At 74.0% G+C, this 20,136-nt stretch carries 18 protein-coding genes; 1 reads left to right on the top strand and 17 read right to left on the bottom strand.

From position 1 onward, the window contains the following. Positions 1-289 precede the first annotated feature (289 nt). Genes IG63_RS21890 through IG63_RS23940 form a run of 4 tightly spaced genes read right to left on the bottom strand, consistent with a single transcriptional unit; the run spans position 290 to position 3,333 of the window. Positions 290-1,051 carry a GNAT family N-acetyltransferase gene (locus tag IG63_RS21890; RefSeq protein ID WP_051707318.1) on the bottom strand — a complete coding sequence of 254 codons (762 nt, stop codon included), beginning with the start codon at positions 1,049-1,051 and terminating at the stop codon, positions 290-292. Beyond that, a complete protein-coding gene (locus IG63_RS0119730) occupies positions 1,038-1,976 on the bottom strand; it encodes an RluA family pseudouridine synthase (protein WP_030486054.1) in 939 nt (312 codons plus the stop codon). Before IG63_RS0119730 ends, IG63_RS21890 begins: the two co-directional genes overlap by 14 nt. After that, the gene (locus IG63_RS0119725; protein WP_169741838.1) at positions 1,973-2,500 is read right to left on the bottom strand and encodes a signal peptidase II; all 528 of its coding nucleotides are present in this window, start codon (positions 2,498-2,500) and stop codon (positions 1,973-1,975) included. Before IG63_RS0119725 ends, IG63_RS0119730 begins: the two co-directional genes overlap by 4 nt. 44 nt (positions 2,501-2,544) lie before the next feature. Next, positions 2,545-3,333, bottom strand: coding sequence for a TraR/DksA C4-type zinc finger protein (locus IG63_RS23940; RefSeq protein WP_036196304.1), 789 nt, complete (start codon positions 3,331-3,333; stop codon positions 2,545-2,547). Positions 3,334-3,751: 418 nt separating this feature from the next. Here IG63_RS23940 and ileS point away from each other — a divergent pair, with 418 nt between their 5' ends. Then, positions 3,752-6,916, top strand: a complete 3,165-nt coding sequence (gene ileS / locus IG63_RS0119710; protein WP_030486052.1) for an isoleucine--tRNA ligase — start codon at positions 3,752-3,754, stop codon at positions 6,914-6,916. Positions 6,917-6,932: 16 nt separating this feature from the next. Here ileS and IG63_RS23895 read toward each other — a convergent pair whose 3' ends face one another. The 13 genes from IG63_RS23895 to IG63_RS0119645 form a co-directional block, all read right to left on the bottom strand. Further along, the gene (locus tag IG63_RS23895; RefSeq protein ID WP_084597364.1) at positions 6,933-7,703 is read right to left on the bottom strand and encodes a DivIVA domain-containing protein; all 771 of its coding nucleotides are present in this window, start codon (positions 7,701-7,703) and stop codon (positions 6,933-6,935) included. Between the two features lie 84 nt (positions 7,704-7,787). Beyond that, positions 7,788-8,087: a YggT family protein gene (locus IG63_RS0119700; protein WP_030486050.1), complete on the bottom strand. Its 300-nt coding sequence runs from the start codon at positions 8,085-8,087 to the stop codon at positions 7,788-7,790. A 43-nt stretch (positions 8,088-8,130) separates the two neighbouring features. Further along, positions 8,131-8,637: a cell division protein SepF gene (locus tag IG63_RS0119695; RefSeq protein ID WP_030486049.1), complete on the bottom strand. Its 507-nt coding sequence runs from the start codon at positions 8,635-8,637 to the stop codon at positions 8,131-8,133. Positions 8,638-8,682: 45 nt separating this feature from the next. Next, entirely contained in the window at positions 8,683-9,381 is a 699-nt protein-coding gene (locus tag IG63_RS0119690; protein WP_030486048.1) for a YggS family pyridoxal phosphate-dependent enzyme, read from the bottom strand. Continuing rightward, entirely contained in the window at positions 9,378-10,085 is a 708-nt protein-coding gene (pgeF, locus tag IG63_RS0119685; protein ID WP_030486047.1) for a peptidoglycan editing factor PgeF, read from the bottom strand. The genes IG63_RS0119690 and pgeF overlap by 4 nt, the downstream gene beginning before the upstream one ends. Positions 10,086-10,095: 10 nt before the next feature. After that, entirely contained in the window at positions 10,096-11,331 is a 1,236-nt protein-coding gene (gene ftsZ, locus IG63_RS0119680) for a cell division protein FtsZ (protein WP_030486046.1), read from the bottom strand. Between the two features lie 200 nt (positions 11,332-11,531). After that, complete coding sequence (locus IG63_RS0119675) at positions 11,532-12,338, bottom strand: cell division protein FtsQ/DivIB (protein WP_030486045.1); 807 nt, start codon at positions 12,336-12,338, stop codon at positions 11,532-11,534. Next, a complete protein-coding gene (gene murC, locus IG63_RS0119670) occupies positions 12,325-13,770 on the bottom strand; it encodes a UDP-N-acetylmuramate--L-alanine ligase (RefSeq protein WP_030486044.1) in 1,446 nt (481 codons plus the stop codon). The genes IG63_RS0119675 and murC overlap by 14 nt, the downstream gene beginning before the upstream one ends. Beyond that, entirely contained in the window at positions 13,767-14,852 is a 1,086-nt protein-coding gene (gene murG / locus IG63_RS0119665; protein ID WP_030486043.1) for an undecaprenyldiphospho-muramoylpentapeptide beta-N-acetylglucosaminyltransferase, read from the bottom strand. The genes murC and murG overlap by 4 nt, the downstream gene beginning before the upstream one ends. Then, a complete protein-coding gene (ftsW, locus tag IG63_RS0119660; protein WP_084597363.1) occupies positions 14,852-16,141 on the bottom strand; it encodes a putative lipid II flippase FtsW in 1,290 nt (429 codons plus the stop codon). The genes murG and ftsW overlap by 1 nt, the downstream gene beginning before the upstream one ends. 31 nt (positions 16,142-16,172) lie before the next feature. Further along, entirely contained in the window at positions 16,173-17,672 is a 1,500-nt protein-coding gene (murD, locus tag IG63_RS0119655; RefSeq protein WP_425411802.1) for a UDP-N-acetylmuramoyl-L-alanine--D-glutamate ligase, read from the bottom strand. Then, the gene (mraY, locus tag IG63_RS0119650) at positions 17,654-18,721 is read right to left on the bottom strand and encodes a phospho-N-acetylmuramoyl-pentapeptide-transferase (RefSeq protein ID WP_030486040.1); all 1,068 of its coding nucleotides are present in this window, start codon (positions 18,719-18,721) and stop codon (positions 17,654-17,656) included. The genes murD and mraY overlap by 19 nt, the downstream gene beginning before the upstream one ends. Next, a complete protein-coding gene (locus IG63_RS0119645) occupies positions 18,718-20,136 on the bottom strand; it encodes a UDP-N-acetylmuramoyl-tripeptide--D-alanyl-D-alanine ligase (protein WP_342665983.1) in 1,419 nt (472 codons plus the stop codon). Before IG63_RS0119645 ends, mraY begins: the two co-directional genes overlap by 4 nt.

Here is a 20,136-nt window from a genome sequence, read left to right as displayed (position 1 = left end):
GCAGCTGCTGGGCGTGCTCGGCCGGCGCGACGAGCACGTCGAGGACCTGGCGCTCGGGGAGGTAGGGGCTGGGCTCCATGGACTGATTCTATGCCGTGCCACTGACAATCGAACGCGTGTTCTATGATCTGTGGAGAACTTCACTGGTCGGGCGGCGGGGGTCTCGAGACGGTCGCTGCGCGACCTCCTCGACCACCCGGAGAACGCGGGTGGGTGAGCGGCGTACGAGGTCTCGACAGGCTCGACCGACAGCCCGGTCTCGACAGGCTCGACCACCGGCCCCGAGTGGTCAGGGGTGGGTGCGCTCCCAGGCGGTGAGGCCCTCCTCGAGGACGACGCGCATGACGCGCTCGAGGTGGGTCCGGTCGAGGGAGGGGGCGAGGGTGGCCATGCGGTCCACGATCTCGGCCTCGCGGCGGGCATCGCGGGCGGCCTCGCCGCCGGCGCCGATCGTCGCGGCCTTGAGGTCCTGCACGGCTCCGGCGAGCGCGAAGCGGCGGGCCAGCAGCACCGCGAGCTCGGCGTCGACCTCGTCGATCGTCGAGCGCCAGTAGCGCAGCGGCTCGTGCCCGGGCCAGGCGAGGCGGCAGTCGGGCCAGCCGTCGTCGTACGCCGACCCGTCGGTGCGCTCCAGCTCCACCAGACCGAGGCGGGCGTAGAAGGCTCGGGCGGGGGCGTTGTCGGCGTGCACCCGCAGCCCGAAGCCGCCCGGCCGCAGCGCCTGCACCAGCTCCAGCAGGGCCCGGCCGACGCCCTGCCGCTGCCGGGTGGGGTCGACGAAGAGGAGGGAGACCCAGTCGCCGTGCACGTCGGCGAAGCCCACGACCCGCTCGTCGTCGGCAGCCACCCAGACCTCGTGACGGTCGGCCGAGACCGAGCGGACCCGCTCCCCCAGCCAGTCGACGAGCTGCTGGTGGGTACGCCGCTCGACGGGGTGGCCCTCGCCGGTGGCGGCCGCGAGGTAGACCTCCACCAGCCGAGCCACGTCGTCCGCGACCGCGGGGCGCAGCACCAGGTCCGTGGCGCCCGAGGAGTCCTCAGGCACCGTCACGGATCACCTCGAGCGCCCGGGCGAGGTCGTCGGGGTAGCTCGACTCGTAGCTGACGTGGTCGCCGGAGCCGGGGTGCACGAAGCCCAGCCGGACGGCGTGCAGCCACTGCCGCTCCAGGCCGAGGCGCTGGGCGAGCGTGGGGTCCGCGCCGTAGGTGAGGTCACCCACGCAGGGATGCCGCAGCGCGGCCATGTGCACCCGGATCTGGTGGGTGCGCCCGGTCTCGAGCTGCACCTCCAGCAGGCTGGCGAAGCGGTGGGCCTCGAGAGTCGCGTAGTGCGTGACCGCGTGCTTGCCGTCGTCACGGACGGCGAAGCGCCAGTCGGAGCCCTGGCTGCGGCCGATCGGCGCGTCGACGGTGCCCTCGAGCGGGTCGGGGTGGCCCTGCACCAGCGCGTGGTAGGTCTTGTCGACCGTGCGGTCGCGGAAGGCCTGCTTGAGCAGGGAGTAGGCGCGCTCGCTCTTGGCGACGACCATGACGCCCGAGGTGCCGACGTCGAGGCGCTGCACGATGCCCTGGCGCTCGGGGGCGCCGCCGGTGGCGATGCGGTAGCCCGCACCGCGGAGGTGGCCGACCAGGGTGGGGCCGGTCCATCCCATCGAGGGGTGCACCGCGACGCCCACGGGCTTGTCGACCACGACGAGGTCGTCGTCGTCGTGGATGATGCCGACGCCCTCGACCTCCTCGGCCACGACCTCGAGCGGGTCGCTCTCGATGGGGAAGGAGACGTCGAGACGGGTGCCGGGCAGCAGCCGGTCGGACTTCGCCGCGGGGGCGCCGTCGAGGTCCACGCGGCCGGCCGAGACCAGCTCGGCCGCCTTGCTGCGGGAGATGCCGAACATCCTCGAGAGACCCACGTCGACGCGCTCGCCGCCGAGCCCCTCGGGCACGTCGAGGCTGCGGTGATCCGCCTGCTCGCTCATCGCGGGCTCACCTCCTGCTCCCGCGACTCCCGGGTGCCGTCGACGCCGATGCCCCGGAAGAGCAGCACCACGAGCAGCACGCCCGCGACGTTGATGCACATGTCGGCGACGTTGAAGACCGGGAAGTTCGGGAGCGCCAGGAAGTCGACGACGTGACCGCGGAAGGGCCCGGGGTCGCGCAGCATCCGGTCGGTCAGGTTGCCGGCGACGCCGGCCAGGAGGAGGCCCAGGGCGACGGCCCAGCCGACGTGGCGCACCTTGGTGATCTGCCACAGCACCACCACGGTGGCCACGATGGCGATCGCGGTGATGACGGGCGTGATCGACGACCCGGCGCCCCAGGCGGCTCCGGGGTTGTAGACGAGCACCAGCTGCAGCAGGGTGCCGACCACCTCGACGGGGTCGCGGTCGGTGAGCTCGCGCACGGCCAGGACCTTGGTGACCTGGTCGACGGTCAGGCCGACGGCCGCGAAGGCCAGGGCGAGCGTCGTACGCCGGCGGCCCGGCGTCTCGTCACCGGACACCGGCTCCTCCTCGTCCTGGGTCGTGCTCGTGGGCGCCCGCGACCTCAGCGGCGCTCCTCGCGCTGCTTGCAGGTCAGGCACAGCGTCGCGCGGGGGAACGCCATCAGACGGTTCTTGCCGATCGCGTTGCCGCAGATCTCGCACTGCCCGTAGCTGCTGTCGTCGATGCGAGCCAGCGCGTGCTGGCTCTGCTCCAGCATGTCACGGGCGTTGTTGACGATCTGACGCTCCTGGTCGCGCTCGAAGGACGACGACCCGACGTCGGCCTGGTCGTGGCCGGCACCCTCGCCCGGGTTCTCGATCATCCCGGCCAGGTCGCCCTCGACCTCCGCGAGCTCGGCGGTGAGCCGCTCGACGTCGTCCTCGAGCTGGGCGCGGACCTGCGCCAGCTCGGCGGGAGTCCACGGGTCCTCCTGCGCCAGCACCACCAGCCGGCCGGCGGCCGCCTTCGTGGCCTTCTTGGCGGGAGCCTTCGTGGCCGGTGCCTTGGTGGCGGGAGCCTTCTTGGCCGGTGCCTTCTTCGCAGGCGCCGCCTTCGTGGCGGGGGCCGCCTTCTTCGCGGGGGCCGCCTTCTTCGCCGCGGAGGCCGGCTTCTTCGCCGCGGGAGCCGACTTCTTCGCGGGGGCCGGCTTCTTCGCCGCGGGGGCCGGCTTCTTCGCCGCGGGGGCCGCCTTCTTCGCGTGAGCCTTCTTCGCGGGAGCCTTCTTGGCGGTGGCCGCCTTCTTCGCGGACGTCGCCGGGGCCGCGTCGCTGGAGGAGCCGGACCGCCCCACGACCTTGCGGGCAGCGGCGCCCGCGCGGCTGGCGAGCGACTTCTTGGAGGCAGAGGCCATGGGGGTGGGGCCTTCCCGGGAGTGCGACCGGACGGATGCCCGGGCGTGGCGGGCAGGATATGTGCCGGGCCGGACCCCTTCAACTCACCTCGCGGGAGCCACGGGCGGCGTCGCGGCGTAGACTCGCCGCGACCGCACGGCGCGGATGGGAGCAGTACCCACCAGCACGGCCAGCAGCGACCCGGGGACGGTGCGAGCCCGGGGGCACGGCAGGTGGGGAAGATCGTCCCGGAGCCGCCGGAAGAGCCCGATCCGACCTGGACCGGGGGTAGACCCGGCAGCGGTCGGCAAGGAAGTGGGACGTCCGACCGCGAGGGCGTGCGTCCAAGGAGGGTGGTACCGCGGGTCCCGGCGCAGCCGAGGCTCGTCCCTTCGGAGTCGATCGGCCCCGGCCGACCGGAGACGAAGGAAGCACCCCGTGAGCGACCGCTCCTACCGCCCCGTCCCCCCGCAGGTCGACCTGCCGCTGCTCGAGCGGGAGGTCATGGACTTCTGGGCCACCCAGGGCATCTTCGAGAAGTCCGTGGCCCGCAACGAGGGCGGCGAGTCGTGGACCTTCTACGAGGGCCCGCCCACCGCCAACGGCCGTCCGGGCACCCACCACATCGAGTCGCGCACGTTCAAGGACGTCTTCCCGCGCTTCCGCACGATGCAGGGCTACCAGGTCAACCGCAAGGGCGGCTGGGACTGCCACGGCCTGCCCGTGGAGCTCGCCGTGGAGAAGGAGCTCGGCTTCTCCGGCAAGGCCGACATCGAGGCCTTCGGCATCGCCGAGTTCAACGCGCGCTGCCGTGAGTCGGTCTCGCGCTACGTCGGGCTGTGGGAGCAGATGACCGACCGCATGGGCTGCTGGATCGACATGCGCGAGCCCTACCGCACCATGGACCCCGAGTACGTCGACTCGCTGTGGTGGGCGCTGCAGCAGATCCACGGCAAGGGTCTGCTCGAGGAGGACTTCCGGGTCGCGCCGTACTGCCCCCGCTGCGGCACCGGGCTCTCCGACCACGAGCTCGCCCAGGGCTACGAGACCGTCACCGACCCCTCGGTCTACGTGCGGATGCCGCTGACCTCCGGGCCGTACGCCGACCGCGCCTCGCTGCTGATCTGGACGACGACGCCCTGGACGCTGGTGTCCAACGCCCTGGTCGCCGTGCACCCCGACCTGACCTACGTCACCGCCACCGACGGCAGCGAGACCGTCGTGGTGGCCGAGAGCCTGCTCGCGCAGGCGCTCGGCGAGGGCTGGGAGGTCCAGGACCGCTTCCCCGGCACCGACATGGTCGGCTGGCGCTACGCGCGCCCCTTCGAGCTGGTCGAGTGGCCCGACGCCGGCGAGGGCCGGGCGCACTTCGTGGTCACCGAGGACTACGTCACCGCCGACGACGGCACCGGCCTGGTGCACCAGTCCCCCGCCTTCGGCGAGGACGACTTCGCCTCCTGCCGGCGCAACGGCGTGGCGATGGTCAACCCGATCACGCCGCGCGGCGAGTTCGAGGACGACCTCGACCTCGTCGGCGGGCAGTTCTTCCGGCACGCCAACGCCGACCTCGTCGACGACCTCACCGCCCGCGGCCTGCTCTTCCGCCACGTCGCCTACGAGCACTCCTACCCGCACTGCTGGCGCTGCCACACCGCGCTGCTCTACTACGCGCAGCCGTCGTGGTACATCCGCACCACCGCCGTCAAGGACGCGCTGGTCCGGGAGAACGCGGCCACCACCTGGCACCCCGAGACCATCAAGCACGGCCGCTACGGCGACTGGCTCGAGAACAACATCGACTGGGCGCTCTCACGCAGCCGCTACTGGGGCACCCCGCTGCCGATCTGGCGCTGCGAGGAGGGGCACCAGACCTGCGTCGGGTCGCGCGCCGAGCTCACCGAGCTCACCGGCACCGACCAGTCGCAGCTCGACCCGCACCGCCCGTACGTCGACGAGATCGTCTTCGGCTGCACCGCCGAGGGCTGTGCCCTGACCGCGCGGCGCGTGCCGGAGGTCATCGACGCGTGGTTCGACTCCGGCGCGATGCCCTTCGCGCAGTGGGGCTACCCCCACGTCGAGGGCTCCGCCGAGCGCTTCGAGCGGGCCTACCCCGCCGACTTCATCTGCGAGGCGATCGACCAGACCCGCGGCTGGTTCTACACGCTCATGGCTATCGGCACCCTGGTCTTCGACGCCTCGTCGTACAAGAACGTGCTGTGCCTGGGCCACATCCTGGCCGAGGACGGCCGCAAGATGAGCAAGCACCTGGGCAACATCCTCGAGCCGATCCCGCTGATGGACGAGCACGGCGCCGACGCCGTGCGCTGGTTCATGGCGGCCGGTGGCTCCCCCTGGGCGGCGCGGCGGGTGGGCCACGCCACCATCCAGGAGACCGTGCGCAAGGTGCTGCTGACCTACTGGAACTCCGTGGCCTTCCAGGTGCTCTACGCCAACCTCGACGGCTGGACGCCGGAGACCTCGCAGGCCGCCGAGCCGGCCGCGCGGCCGGTGCTCGACCGCTGGGCGCTCTCGGAGGCCCACCGGCTGGTCGGCGAGGTCACGGCGGCGCTGGAGGAGTTCGACACCCAGCGCGCCGGCGCGCTGCTCGCGGCGTACGTCGACGACCTGTCCAACTGGTACGTGCGCCGTTCGCGCCGCCGCTTCTGGGACGGCGACCACGCGGCGTACGCCACGCTGCACGAGTGCCTGGTGCTGGTCACCCAGCTGATGGCGCCGCTGGCGCCGTTCGTCACCGAGCGGGTGTGGCGCGACCTGGTGGTCAGCACCGGCCCGGACGCGCCGGAGTCGGTGCACCTCTCGAGCTGGCCGTCCGCGCGCACCGACCTGGTCGACCCGGGTCTCTCGGAGCGGATGCGGCTGGCCCGCCGGGTCACCGAGCTGGGCCGCGCCGCGCGCGCCGAGGCGAAGGTGCGCACCCGGCAGCCGCTGCGGCGCGCCCTGCTGGGGAGCGCGGCGCACCAGCGGCTGGGTGAGGAGCTGCACCGCGAGGTGGCCGAGGAGCTCAACGTGCTCGCGGTGGAGCCGCTCTCCTCGGCCGGCGAGGGTCTCGTCGACCACACGGCCAAGGGCAACTTCCGGGCCCTCGGCAAGCGCTTCGCCAAGCGGACGCCGCTCGTGGCGGCGGCGATCGCCGCCGCCGACGCCTCGGCGCTCGCGGCCGCGCTGGCCGCCGACGGCCGCGCGGAGGTCGACGTCGATGGCGAGACCGTGGAGGTGCTGCCCGACGAGGTGATCGTCTCCGAGCGCCCGCGCGAGGGCTGGTCGGTGGTCAACGAGCAGGGCGAGACCGTCGCGCTCGACCTGGAGCTGACCGACGAGCTGCGGCGTGCGGGGCTGGCGCGCGAGGTGGTCCGGATGGTGCAGGAGGCCCGCAAGGGCTCCGGCTTCGAGGTCTCCGACCGCATCGAGCTGACCTGGTACGCCGAGGGCGAGGTCGCCCTCGCCCTGGCCGACCACGAGGAGCTCATCGCCACCGAGGTGCTGGCCACCTCGGTGTCACGGGCCGACGCAGCCGACGGGGCCGACGCGCTGCCGCACGGCGACGAGGACCTGGGCCTGCGCTTCGCGGTGGTGCGGGTCTAGCCGCCGGCCGCTGGGCTCAGCTGTGGCCCTCGGCCGGCCCGTCGGCGTCGGGGGCGGCGTTGTCGGGCGGGCCGTCGTGCCCGTCGTGCCCGTCGTGCCCGTCGTGCCCGTCGTGCTCGGGACCGGTGTCCTGCGGGTGGCCGTGCGCCGCCGGCAGCTCGCCGCCCTCGCCGCGCCCCTCCAGGGCGTCGAGCTGCTGGGTGAAGTAGCTGCGCAGCCGGCTGCGGTACTCCCGCTCGAAGGCCCGCAGCCCGTCGACCTCCTCGTCGAGCCGCGCGCGCTCCTGCTCCAGCGAGGTCATCAGCTCCGCGCGTCGCACCGAGGTCTCGCTGTCGAGGTGGTCGGCGCGGGTGCGCGCTTCACGGTCCAGCTCGTCGGCCTGCTGCTGGGCGGTGGTCACGATCTGCTGCGCCTCCTGGCGCGCCTCGGCGACGACCTCGTCGGCGTTGCGCGTGGCCAGCTCGAGCAGGCGGGTGGCGGCGCTGGAGGCCTCCGCGGCCGTCGTGACCTTCACCTGCTCCACGGGGGCGGCAGCGCTCGCCGTGGCGTCGCCGGTCGTGCCCGACGAGTCAGCCGCGTCGCTCGGGGAGCCGGTCGCCGAGGCGGCGGCCCCGCCGCCGGCCAGGTCGAGCTTGCTGCGCAGGTCGGCGTTCTCGGCCAGCAGCCTCTCGAGCTCGGCCTCGACCTCGTCGAGGAACTGGTCGACCTCGCTCATGTCGTAGCCCTCGCGACGCAGCCGGACCGGCTGGAAGCGCTTGTTGCGGACGTCCTCGGGTGTCAGCGGCATGGTCGGCACCCTAGCGGGGGGCCGGCGGCGACCCCAGCACGGCGTGGTCGCCGAGACGGCACCCGACCGGGGCCGGGCCCGGGCTCAGGCCAGCTGCGAGAAGACCACGCCGTTGATGCCGAGCAGCACGTAGCAGAGCACCAGCAGCACGATGAAGCTCAGGTCGATCGCCATGCCCCCGAGCCGCAGCGGCGGGATCACCCGGCGCAGCGCCTTCACCGGCGGGTCGGTGATGCTGTAGACGGTCTCGAGGATCACCAGGACCGGACCGCGCGGCACCCAGGAGCGGGCGAAGAACTGCACCCAGTCGACGATGAGGCGCACGAAGAGCAGCACGATGAACGCACTGATGACCAGGTCGATGATCTGGCCGATGAGCAACACGTGGGCAGCCTAGAAGACGCCGACAACCAGGGGGGACGCCGGGTCAGCTCTGGTTGAAGAAACCGTTCTCGGCGATCCGCTGCTTGTCCTCGGCCGCGACCGAGACGTTGGGCGGGGAGAGCAGGAAGACCTTGTTGGTCACGCGCTCGATCGTGCCCCGCACCGAGAAGACCAGGCCGGCCGCGAAGTCGACGAGGCGCTTGGCGTCGTCGTCGCCCATCTCGGAGAGGTTCATGATCACCGGCACGCCGTCGCGGAAGTTCTCGCCGATGACGCGGGCCTCGTTGTAGGTGCGCGGGTGCAGCGTGGTGATCCGCGACAGCGGCGCCACCGAGGGCGTCGGACGCTGGGCCGGCACCTGGCCGGCCGCCTGCGCTGCTCCCTGGACGGGACGACGACGCTCGTCGAGGCGGGCCACGGGGGCGGACTCCTCGGTGTCGGCGACAGCCTGACGCGGGGCCCGCTGCTGGCGCGGCTCGACCTCGTCGTAGGTGCCGTCGGCGTCCTCGAGCAGACCGAGGTAGACGCCCATCTTCCGCATGGCACTCATGGTGGTTTTCCTCTGCTCTGGAGACTGCTCAGGACTGGGGCAACGCTAGCCGTTGGGGGGCCGCGGACCGAGCACCGCGGACCCGACGCGCAGGTGTGTCGCGCCGTGCCGGACCGCCTGCTCGAGGTCGCCGCTCATGCCGGCGGAGACCCAGGTGGCCTCGGGCGCCGTGCGGCGCACGTCGGTGGCGACGTCGGCCAGGCGCGCGAAGGCCTCGTCGGGGTCGCCGCCGAGGGGCGCGACGGCCATCACGCCGCGCAGCCGCAGCCCGTCGGCCCCGAGGACGCGGTCGACCAGCGCCGGGAGGTCGGACGCCGCCGCGCCGGACCGGCCGTCGGCGCCGGGCGGGTCGAGGCTCACCTGCACCAGCACGTCGAGGTCGCGCCCCCGCTCCACCGCACCGCGCGAGAGGCCCCCGACCAGCTTGGCGCGGTCGACGGACTGCACGCAGTCGGCGTAGCGCGCGACGGCCGCGGCCTTGTTGCTCTGCAGCCCGCCGACGAAGTGCCAGCGCAGGCCGAGGTCGGCGCACTCCTCGGCCTTGGCCTCGGCCTCCTGGTGCCTGTTCTCCGCGACCTCGCGGATCCCGAGTCCGGCGAGCAGGCGCACGTCGGAGGCGGGGAAGAACTTGGTGACCACGACCAGGGTGACCTCGTCGGGGTCTCGCCCGGCCTCGGCGCACGCGTGCGAGACCCGCTCACGCACGCGGGCGACGCCGTCGGCGAGCTCCTGCTCCCGGGTCACGGGTGCCTCCTGATCAGTCCGGCGAGACGACCGGCACGGTCGCCGTCGCGACGATAGGAGTAGAGGTCGGGCGACTCCAGCGTGCAGCGGGAGACCTCGCTCACCTCGACGCCCTCGCGCTCCAGCTGGGCACGCACGCCGGCGGCCACGTCGAGGGCCGGCGTGCCCCAGCTCGTGGTGGACGCCGCAGCCGGCTCGACGGCGGCGACCTCCGCCCGCATCGGCGCGGGCACCTCGTAGCAGCGGCCGCAGACCGACGGTCCGAGCCAGGCCTGGAGGCGGGTGGCGCCGAGGTCGCGCATCCGGGCGACGGTCGCGGGCACGACGCCGGCCGCCAGGCCGGGCCTCCCGGCGTGGGCGGCACCGATGACGCCGCCCTCGACGTCGGCGAGCAGCACCGGCACGCAGTCGGCGACGCGCACCAGCAGCACGACGTCGGGGCGGTCGCTGACGATGCCGTCGCAGTCCTCCCGGTCCCCCCCGGCCGTCACCACCCGGTCGCCGTGCACCTGCCGCATGTCGGCGAGCTCGGCCCCGGGGGCGAAGTCGTCGAGCAGCAGCGCGAGGTTGCGCTCGCGCGCGACGGGATCCCGCCCGCCGACGAGCGCGAGGTCGAGCTCGTCGTACGGCGCAGCGCTGACCCCGCCGAGCCGGTCGGTGAAGGCCAGCTCGACGGGGCCGAGGCGCTCGCGGTGGGCGTACAAGCGCCGGGACCTACTTCAGGAAGTCGGGGACGTCGAGGTCCTCGTCGTCGCGTGCTCCCCACCCGGAGGTGCGGGAGGCGGGCCGCTCGGACGCCGGGGCCGACTGCTCGTGCCGCGGCTGCTCCGCCGGACGCGACGAGGTCGCCGCCCCGACCGTCACGGGCTCGCGCTGCGGCGCCGCGGAGCCGGTCTGCTCCGCGCGACGCTGCGCGGCCAGCTGCCGGGCCGCCTCGCGGGTCTCGGCCTGCGTCTGCGCCGGCCGCGGACGCAGCCCCTGGCTCTCCTCGCGCCGCTTGGGACGACCGCCCTCGAAGCCCGCCGCGATGACCGTGACCCGCACCTCGTCGCCCAGGGCGTCGTCGATGGTGGCGCCGAAGATGATGTTGGCGTCGTCGTGGACGGCGTCGGCCACCATCGCCGCGGCCTCGTTGATCTCGAAGAGGCCGAGGTCGGAGCCGCCGGCGATCGAGAGCAGCACGCCCTGGGCGCCGTCGATGGACTCCTCGAGCAGCGGGCTCGAGACGGCCAGCTCGGCCGCCTCGACGGCGCGGTTGTCGCCGCGGGCCGAGCCGATGCCCATCAGCGCCGAGCCGGCGTTGGACATGACCGACTTGACGTCGGCGAAGTCGAGGTTGATCAGGCCGGGGGTGGTGATCAGGTCGGTGATGCCCGAGACACCCTGCAGCAGGACCTGGTCGGCCTGCTTGAAGGCGTCGAGCATGCTCACGTTGCGGTCGCTGATCGAGAGCAGCTTGTCGTTGGGGATCACGATCAGCGTGTCGACCTCCTCGCGGAGCGTCGCGATGCCCTCCTCCGCCGAGGTCGCGCGGCGGCGTCCCTCGAACATGAAGGGGCGGGTCACCACACCGATCGTCAGCGCGCCGAGGGAGCGGGCGATCTTGGCGACGACCGGGGCACCACCGGTGCCGGTGCCGCCGCCCTCGCCGGCGGTCACGAAGACCATGTCGGCGCCCTTGAGCACCTCCTCGATCTCCTCGGAGTGGTCCTCCGCGGCCTGAGCGCCCACGGAGGGGTTGGCCCCGGCGCCGAGGCCCCGGGTGAGCTCACGGCCGATGTCGAGCTTGACGTCGGCGTCGGACATCAACAGGGCCTGGGCGTCGGTGTTGATGGCGATGAACTCGACGCCCTTCAGACCGACCTCGATCATCCGGTTGACGGCGTTGACTCCACCTCCACCGATACCCACGACCTTGATCACGGCCAGGTAGTTCTGCGGTGCTGCCACGGCGGTTGCCTCTCACTGGTTGGTCTGCTGGACGTCCGGGGAAGTACCACCTCGAGGCCGCCGAACCTTAACCCTCTGGTAGAGCCTTAACGTTATGTCAACCTGAGGTGGTGAGACGAAGGTAGGTGGCACACCCCTCCTGCCCGTGCAGACACGCGCGGCGCGTCGCGAATTCGCGAGAAAGTCGTGCGCGCCGCGACTCAGCGCGTGGTGGGCTTGCCGGGCACCGTGACGTCGATCTCGGTCACCGCCCGGGGCAGGTTGCGCAGCAGCGCGTCGAGCACCTCGGCCTTGGTCTCCGACTGCTCCGCGCTCCCCCAGACCACCGTGCGGCCACTGCGCATCACCAGGCTGATGCCGTCGACGCTGCCGACCCTGACGGTCTCCGTGCGCCCCGCGAGGTCGGCGGGCAGCGCGGCCAGCACGCGGCCGGCCTCGGTGACGCCCTCGGCGTCGACCCCCTCGGCCAGCTCGACCCGGGGCAGCCCGGCGGTGGCCTCGGCCGGCGCCTCGAAGCGGGCACCCTCGCCGTCGATGGCGACCAGGCCGTCGCCGCCGGCGACCAGCGCGACCGGGGTGCGCGGCGTCACCTGCACCCGCACGGTGTGCGGCCAGCTGCGCGAGACCTCGGCGCTCTCCACGGCCGCGATGCCCTCGACCCGCTCCCGGACGCCGTCGAGGTCGATCCGCGCGAGCGGCACGCCGGCGGGCAGCTGTGCGGCCGCACCGACCCGCTCGGTGCCGACGGCCGCCGCGCCGACGACCTCGACGCCGCGTGCGGTGAGGTAGGAGGAGAAGAGCACGACCCAGGCACCGGCGGCGAGCAGCCCCACCACGAGGACGGCCGCGAGCAGGGCGCGCCAGTGACGGCGCCACCCGTGGGTCCGTCGGCGGCGGCGGAAGTCCTTGCGCGCCAGCCGCACCGTGGCCTCGTCCGGCCCCGTCGAGGTCGGCACCGGCGCGGTGTCGCTGCCGCGCCCGAGACGCAGCCGCTCACGCACCGTCATCGACGGGCTCCTCCCGCTCGGCCAGCAGCTCGAGCACCTGCGGCCCGAGCAGGGTCACGTCGCCGGCGCCCAGGGTCAGCACCAGGTCGCCGGGCCGGGCGCGCTCGACCAGGTGGGCGGCAGTGGCCTGCCACGAGGGCTCGTAGACGACGTCGGCGGCGGGCAGGGGCACCGTGGCGGCCACCAGGGCGCCACTGACCGCCGGGTCGGGGTCCTCGCGGGCCAGGTAGACGTCCATCACCACGACCGCGTCGGCCGCACCGAGGGCCACGCCCATCTGCTCGCCGAAGATCCGGGTGCGCGAGACCATGTGGGGCTGGAAGGCCACGAGCAGGCGACCCTCCCCCGCCACCGACCGCGCCGCCTGCAGGTCGCCGCTGATCTCCTGGGGGTGGTGGGCGTAGGAGTCGTAGACCCGGACGCCGCCCGCCTCGCCCTTGAGCTCCATGCGGCGCCGGGTGCCGGTGAAGGCCCCCAGACCGCGGGCCAGCCGGTCGAAGTCGTGGCCCAGGCGCAGGCCGCAGGCCAGCGCCGCGAGCGCGTCGAGCACGTAGTGGCGCCCGGGGATCTGCAGCGTCACCTCGCCCAGGCGCCGGCCGCGGTCGACCACCTCGAAGCGGGAGCGGGTGCCCTCGAAGCGCACCCGCTCGGCGCGCACCTCGGCGTCCTCGCGCTCCCCCACCCGGACGACGCGGCGCCCGCGCTCCGTGGCGACGGTCGCGAGCCGGTCGGCCCCGGGGTCGTCGGCGCACACGACCAGGAAGCCCGCGGGGTCGACGCGCTCGACGAAGAGGTCGAAGGCGTCGCGGTAGGCCTCCTCGGTGCCGTAGTTGTCGAGGTGGTCGGCCTCGACGTTGGTGACCAGGGCGGCGTACGGCGAGTAGACCAGGAAGGCGCCGTCGCTCTCGTCGGCCTCGGCGACGAAGAGGTCGCCGCTGCCCTCGTGGGCGTTGGAGCCGGTCTCGTTGAGGTCGCCGCCGATGGCGAAGGAGGGGTCGGCGCCGCAGTGCTGCAGCGCGACCGTGAGCAGCGACGTCGTGGTGGTCTTGCCGTGCGTGCCGGCCACCGCGACCACGCGACGGCCCTGCATCACCGACTCGAGGGCGGCCGAGCGCGGGAGCAGGCGCACCCCGCGCCGCCGCGCCTCGACGACCTCCGGGTTGGTCTCGCGCACCGCCGTGGAGACCACCACCGTGTCGGCCGAGGTCAGGTGCTCGACGTGCGTCGCGTCGTGGCCCACGTGGCACGTGGCGCCGAGCGCGCGGAGGGCCTCCAGGGTGGGCGACTGCTTGGCGTCGCTGCCGGTCACGCGCAGGCCGCGCGCCAGCATGATGCGGGCGATGCCGGAGAGGCCGGCACCGCCGATGCCGACGAAGTGCACCGTGCCGAGGGCCTCGGCCGGCAGCAGCTCGTCGGGGACGGGGACCCTCACCGCGCCTCCCGCGAGGCCCGGACCACCAGTGCGGCGAGCTTGTCGTCGGCGTCGAGCGGGATCACGGCCCGGGCGGCGCGCGACATCGCGGCGAGCCGTTCGGGGTCGGTCAGCAGGGCGGGGAGGGTCTCGCGGACCCACGCGGCGGTGAGGTCGGCGTCGGCCTGGAGCAGCCCGCCCCCCGCCTCGACCACCGGCCGGGCGTTGAGCGCCTGCTCGCCGTTGCCGATCGGCAGCGGCACGTAGACCGCGGGCAGCCCGACGCCGGAGACCTCGGTGACCGTGTTGCTGCCGGCGCGGCACAGCACGGCGTCGGCGGCGGCGTAGGCGAGGTCCATCCGGCTGACGAAGTGCTCCACGACGTACGGCGCCCCGCCCTCGCCGCGCTCGGGCAAGGCCTCGCCGCGAGGCCCGACGACGTGCAGCACCTGCACCCCGGCCTCGGCGAGCGCACCGGCCGCCGCCGCGACGGCCTGGTTGAGCCGGCGGGCGCCCTGCGAGCCGCCGGTGACCAGCAGCGTCGGGCGGTCGGGGTCGAGCCCGAAGTGCTCGCGCGCCTCCGCGCGCAGCGCGTCGCGGTCGAGGGTGCTGATCATGCGGCGCACGGGCAGGCCGAGGTAGGTCGCGTGGCGCAGCTCGGTGTCGGGGAAGGAGGTCGCGACGTGGGTGGTCAGCCGGGCGCCGAGCCGGTTGGCGATGCCGGGCAGCGCGTTGCCCTCGTGGACCACCAGCGGGATACCGCGGCGGCGCGCCGCGAGGTAGGCCGGCACCGAGACGTAGCCGCCGAAGCCGACGACGACGTCGGGCCGCACCCGGTCGAGCACGGCGAGCGTCTCCTTCAGCGCGGCCCGCACCCGGCCGGGCACGCGGGCCAGGTCGGCACCGGGACGGCGCGGCAGCGGCACGGCGGGCACCAGCTCGAGCGGGTAGCCGGCCTCGGGGACGACACGGGTCTCCAGCCCCCGCGCCGTGCCCAGCGCGGTGACCTCGACGTCGGGCTCGAGCCTGCGCAGCGCGTCGGCGGTCGCCAGCAGCGGCGAGGTGTGCCCCGCCGAGCCACCGCCCGCGAGCAGCACGCGCATCAGGCGCCACCCGCGCCGCGGGAGCGGCCGTCGCGCTGTCCGGCCCGGTCACGGTCGCGGTCACGGGCCAGCCCGCGGGCGAGCACGGCGGGCACCGCCGGGGCCCCGCGGCGGCGCCGCGCGAGCGCCGCCCGGGCCTCGGGCTCCTCGCGCGCGAAGCCCACCAGCAGCCCCAGCGCGACCAGGGTGGGCACCAGCGCCGAGCCGCCGTAGGAGACCAACGGCAGCGGGATGCCGATCACCGGGAGCAGCGCCAGCACCATGCCGATGTTGATCAGGGTCTGGGACATCAACCAGATGGTGACGCCCGCGGCGACGTAGCGCACGAAGGGGTCGGCGGTGTTGAGGGCGAGCCGGACCGCGGCGTAGGCCAGCAGGCCGAAGAGGGCGAGCACGAGCAGCGTGCCGACGAGGCCGAGCTCCTCGCCCAGCACGGCGAAGATGAAGTCGTTGTGGGCCTCGGGGAGCCCGCCCCACTTCTGCTGGCTGGCGGAGAGGCCCTTGCCCAGCAGTCCCCCGCTCGACATGCCGAGCAGTCCGTGGCCGGCCTGCCAGCCGGCGCCCTGGAAGTCGTCGAAGGGGTCGATGAAGCTGGTGATCCGCTCGCGGCGCACGGGGTTGCTGGCGGCGAGGTAGAAGGCGGCCACGCCCACCACGGAGACGCCGATGCCGAAGAGCCGGGCCGGCACGCCGACCACCCAGAGCAGGCCCAGCAGGATCGCGAAGAGCACCAGGGCCGTGCCGAGGTCCTTCTGCCAGACCACGAGGCCGGCGATCAGGCCCACCACCGGCACGACCGGGATGATCGCCTGCCACGGGTTGGCGAGCACCCGCTCCTTGCGGGCGTAGACGTCGGCCGCCCACAGCACCACGGCGAGCTTGGCCACCTCGGAGGGCTGGATCTGGATCGGGCCGAGCCGCAGCCAGTTGGTGTTGCCGTTGACCTCGACGCCGAGCGAGGTCTTGGTCAGCGCCAGCAGCACGGCCGCGACCAGCACCGCGGGCCAGGCCAGCAGCCGCAGCCACCGGCGCGGCACCCGGCTGGCGACCCAGGCCGCGGGCAGCGCGATGGCCACCCAGGTCAGCTGCCGCAGGAAGACGGTGTAGCTGCTCCCGGTGGTCTCGAAGGAGCGCACGCTGGAGGCGCTGAGCACCATCATCAGCCCGAGGGCGAGCAGCATCGCGGTGGTGCCGAGCAGCAGGTAGTACGACGTCAGCGGGCGCTCGAGGGTGCGGCGCACGCCCTCGAGCCTGCCGGAGACCTCGGAGCGGAGCTCGGTGATGCTCATCGGCTCCTCCGGGGGTCTGCTGGGCTGCTGACTACGAGTGCCGTCGCCGGCGGTGCACCGCCTCGGCGAACGCGTCACCGCGCGCGCCGTAGTCGGCGAACATGTCCATCGACGCACATCCCGGGGCCAGCAGCACCGTGTCCCCCGGTCGTGCCAGGGAGGCGGCACCGTCGACGACCCGGTCCATGGGTCGGGTCTCATCCTCTCCGGCGGTCACCTCGATCACGGGCACATCGGGCGCGTGTCGTCGCAGCGACTCACGGATCACGGGCGCGTCGCGCCCGAGCAGCACGACCCCGCGCAGCCGGTCGCGCACGGCCACGACGAGGTCGTCGAAGCTCGCGCCCTTGGCGAGCCCGCCGGCCACCCACACCACCGGGTCGTACGCCGCTAGCGAGGCCCGCGCGGCGTGCGGGTTGGTGGCCTTGGAGTCGTCGACCCAGACGACGCCGTCGAGCTCGTCGACGACGGCGATCCGGTGGCCGTCGGGGCGGAAGGCCCGCAGCGCGTCGCGCACCGCCACGGGCGGCACGCCGTGGGCCCGGGCGAGCGCGGCCGCGGCCAGCGCGTCGGCCACGAAGTGGGGGGCATCGCTGGCGAGGTCGCCCAGCGTGGCGAGCTCGGCGGCGCTGGTGCGGCGGTCCTCGACGAAGGCGCGGTCGGCGAGCACGTCGTCGACCACCCCGAGCATCCCCACGCCCGGCGTGCCCAGCGTGAAGCCGACGGCCCGGGCGCCCTCGGTGACCTCGGCGTCGCGGACGAGCTGCTCGGTGACGGGGTCGGCGACGTTGTAGACGCAGGCGCGCTCGACACCCTCGTAGATGCGCCCCTTGTCGCGGGCGTAGTCGGCCATGCCGGTGGGGCCGGGGTACCAGTCGAGGTGGTCCTCCGCCACGTTGAGCACGGCCGCCGACTCGGCCCGCACCGAGTGCGTCCAGTGCAGCTGGAAGCTGGAGAGCTCGACCGCGAGCACGTCGTAGGGGTCGGGGTCCATCACGGCCTCGACGATCGGCTTGCCGACGTTGCCCGCGGCGACGGTGCGCAGGCCGGCGGCGCGCAGCATCGCCTCCAGCATCTGCACCGTGGTGGTCTTGCCGTTGGTGCCGGTCACGGCCAGCCACGGCGCCGGACCGCCGGGCTCGTCGGGGTCGCGCAGCCGCCAGGCGAGCTCGACCTCACCCCAGACGGGCACGTCTCGCTCCAGCGCCTGCGCCAGCAGCGGCGCCCGGGGCGACCAGCCGGGCGAGGTGATCACGAGGTCGGTGTCGTCGGGCAGGGTGGCCGTGCTGCCCTCCCCGAGCCGCACGGTGGCGCCGAGGCTCTCCAGCAGGTCGGCGCGCTCGCGGCGGTCGGGGCCACCGCCCTTGTCGGCCTCCTGCTCGTCGAGCGCGGTGACCCGGGCGCCGAGGAAGGTGAGGTTGTCGGCCGCGGCGTAGCCGGAGACGCCGAAGCCGGCGACGACGACCCGGACCCCCGACCAGTCGGAGTGCCGGCCGAGGTCGGGCGGGAGCGTCATGCCCCGGCCACCCACTCGGCGTAGAAGAGGCCGAGGCCGGCGGCCACGAAGATGCCTGCGATCAGCCAGAAGCGGATGACCACGGTGATCTCCTCCCAGCCGAGCATCTCGAAGTGGTGGTGCAGCGGCGCCATCCGGAAGAGCCGCTTGCCCTTGGTGGCCTTGAAGTAGCCGACCTGCAGGATCACCGAGAGCGTCTGGATGACGAAGAGACCGCCGAGCAGGGCGAGCAGCAGCTCGGTGCGGGTGAGCACCGCGAAGCCGGCCAGCGCCCCACCCAGCGCCAGCGAGCCGGTGTCGCCCATGAAGATCTTGGCCGGCGAGGCGTTCCACCACAGGAAGCCGAAGCAGGCGCCGGTGATGGCCGCCGCCACGATCGCCAGGTCGAGCGGGTCGCGCACCTCGTAGCAGGCGGCGCCGGGCGAGACGCCGCAGTACTGGTTGCTCTGCCAGATGTTGACGAGCATGTAGGCGCCGAAGGTCATCACCGAGGCGCCGGCCGCGAGGCCGTCGAGGCCGTCGGTGAGGTTCACGGCGTTGCTGCTCCCCGCGATCATCAGCCAGATGAAGAGCACCACGACGATGAAGGGCAGCGTGAAGGACGGGTCGCGGATCACCGAGATGGTCTGGCCCGCGGGCGTCTGGCCCCGCTCGTCGGCCAGCCACGGCGAGAGAGCCAGGGCGCCGAAGGCCAGCGCGACGAAGGTCTGGCCGATGAACTTCGCGCGGCTGCGCAGGCCGAGGCTGCGCTGCCGGGAGATCTTGATGTAGTCGTCGAGGAAGCCCACGGTGCCGAGCCCCACGAAGAGGAAGAGCAGCAGCATCGCCGACGCCGACGGCGTGCGGCCGGTGACGAGCAGGGCCAGGAAGTAGGAGACCACCGTGGCCAGCACGATCACCAGGCCGCCCATGGTGGGGGTGCCGCGCTTGGTGTGGTGGGTCGTCGGGCCGTCGTCGCGGATCAGCTGGCCGTAGCCGCGCTGCGCCAGCACCCGGATCGCGTAGCGGGTGCCGACCAGGGTCAGCAGCAGCGAGATGCCTCCCGCGAGCAGTACCGCTCTCACCGCGCCTCCTCTCCCGTCTCCAGCAGCGCCTGGGCCACGCGCTCGAGGGCCGCGCCGCGCGAGGCCTTCACCAGCACCACGTCGGGCCCGGCGACATTCTGGCGCAGCCAGGCCGAGGCCTCGTCGGCGGTCGCCGTACGGCGCGTCGCGCCGGCGCCGCGGCGCTCGTCGTGGCCGTCGGCCAGGGCGGGGGCACCCACGACCACCAGGTCGTCGACGCCGAGGTCGGCGGCGAGCGCTCCCACGGCGCGGTGCTCGGCGTCGCTGTCGGCGCCCAGCTCGCGCATCTCGCCGAGCACGGCGACGGTGCGGCGTCCCGAGCGGGACCCGATGCCGGAGAGCGTCTCGAGCGCGGCCCGCATCGAGTCGGGGTTGGCGTTGTAGGCGTCGTTGAGCACCGCCAGACCGTCGTCGCGCTCGGTGAGCTCCATGCGCCAGCGCGAGAGGGTCTCGACCTCCCGCAGGCTCGCCGCGACGTCGGCCAGCGGCAGGCCGAGCCCGAGGGCGACAGCGGCCGCGGCCGCGGCGTTGGTGGCCTGGTGGGCCCCGAGCAGGCGCATCGCGACGTGCTCGGTGCCGCCGGCGTGCACGAGGTCGAAGGCGGGGCGGCCGAGGTCGTCGAGCTCCAGCCCGTCGACCCGCACGTCGGCGTCGGCCGCCGTCCCGAAGCGCAGCACCGCGGCCTCGGGACGGCGCGCGTCCATGCCGCGCACCCTCGGGTCGTCGGCGTTGAGCACGGCCGTGCCCCCCGGCGCGAGGGCCTCGACGATCTCGCCCTTGGCCCGGGCGATGTTGTCACGGCTGCCGAACTCGCCCAGGTGGGCCTTGCCGACGTTGAGCACCAGCGACACGTCGGGCGGCGCCACCCGGCACAGCTCGGTCAGGTGCCCGAGCCCGCGCGCCCCCATCTCCAGCACCAGGAAGCGGGTCTGCGGGGTGGCGCGGAGCACGGTGAGCGGCAGGCCCAGCTCGTTGTTGAAGGACCCGGCGGTGGCGACCGTGGGGCGCGCGTCGCCGAGCACCCGGGCGAGCAGGTCCTTGGCGCTGGTCTTGCCCTGCGAGCCGGTCACGGCCACCACGGCGGGGCCCCCGGGCTCGTCGTGCCCGTCGTGCCCGCCCTGCTCACGGAGCCGGCGCAGCTGCACGCGCGCCAGCTCCTGCAGCGCGGCGCGCGCGTCGTCGACCACCACGGTCGGGACCCCGGTCGGCCGGCTCCCCAGCACGGCGGCGGCACCCGCGGCGACCGCCGCGGCGGCGTACGCGTGCCCGTCGGCCTGCTCCCCGGCGAAGGCGACGAAGAGGCCGTCGGGCTCGGGCGTGCGGCTGTCGAGGAAGGCGGGGCCGGCGACCACGAGCCCGGGGTCGCCGTCGGCCACCACCCCGCCCACCACGCCCGCCAGCTCGCCCAGCGTCAT

Origin of the sequence: Nocardioides aequoreus (genome assembly GCF_000720335.1) — a bacterium.
Lineage (GTDB): Bacteria > Actinomycetota > Actinomycetes > Propionibacteriales > Nocardioidaceae > Marmoricola > Marmoricola aequoreus.
Note: the sequence above shows the minus strand (reverse complement) of the source record. Positions and strands in the feature narration are given on the sequence as shown.

Excerpts from the sequence above, each read along its gene's own strand:
- IG63_RS0119730 (WP_030486054.1), bottom strand. The coding sequence starts at position 1,976 with ATGAGCGAGCAGGCGGATCACCGCAGCCTCGACGTGCCCGAGGGGCTC.
- IG63_RS23940 (WP_036196304.1), bottom strand. The coding sequence starts at position 3,333 with ATGGCCTCTGCCTCCAAGAAGTCGCTCGCCAGCCGCGCGGGCGCCGCT.
- IG63_RS23895 (WP_084597364.1), bottom strand. The coding sequence starts at position 7,703 with ATGCCGCTGACACCCGAGGACGTCCGCAACAAGCGCTTCCAGCCGGTC.
- IG63_RS0119695 (WP_030486049.1), bottom strand. The coding sequence starts at position 8,637 with ATGAGTGCCATGCGGAAGATGGGCGTCTACCTCGGTCTGCTCGAGGAC.
- IG63_RS0119675 (WP_030486045.1), bottom strand. The coding sequence starts at position 12,338 with ATGACGGTGCGTGAGCGGCTGCGTCTCGGGCGCGGCAGCGACACCGCG.
- murG (WP_030486043.1), bottom strand. The coding sequence starts at position 14,852 with ATGCGCGTGCTGCTCGCGGGCGGTGGCTCGGCGGGGCACACCTCGCCG.
- ftsW (WP_084597363.1), bottom strand. The coding sequence starts at position 16,141 with ATGAGCATCACCGAGCTCCGCTCCGAGGTCTCCGGCAGGCTCGAGGGC.
- IG63_RS0119645 (WP_342665983.1), bottom strand. The coding sequence starts at position 20,136 with ATGACGCTGGGCGAGCTGGCGGGCGTGGTGGGCGGGGTGGTGGCCGAC.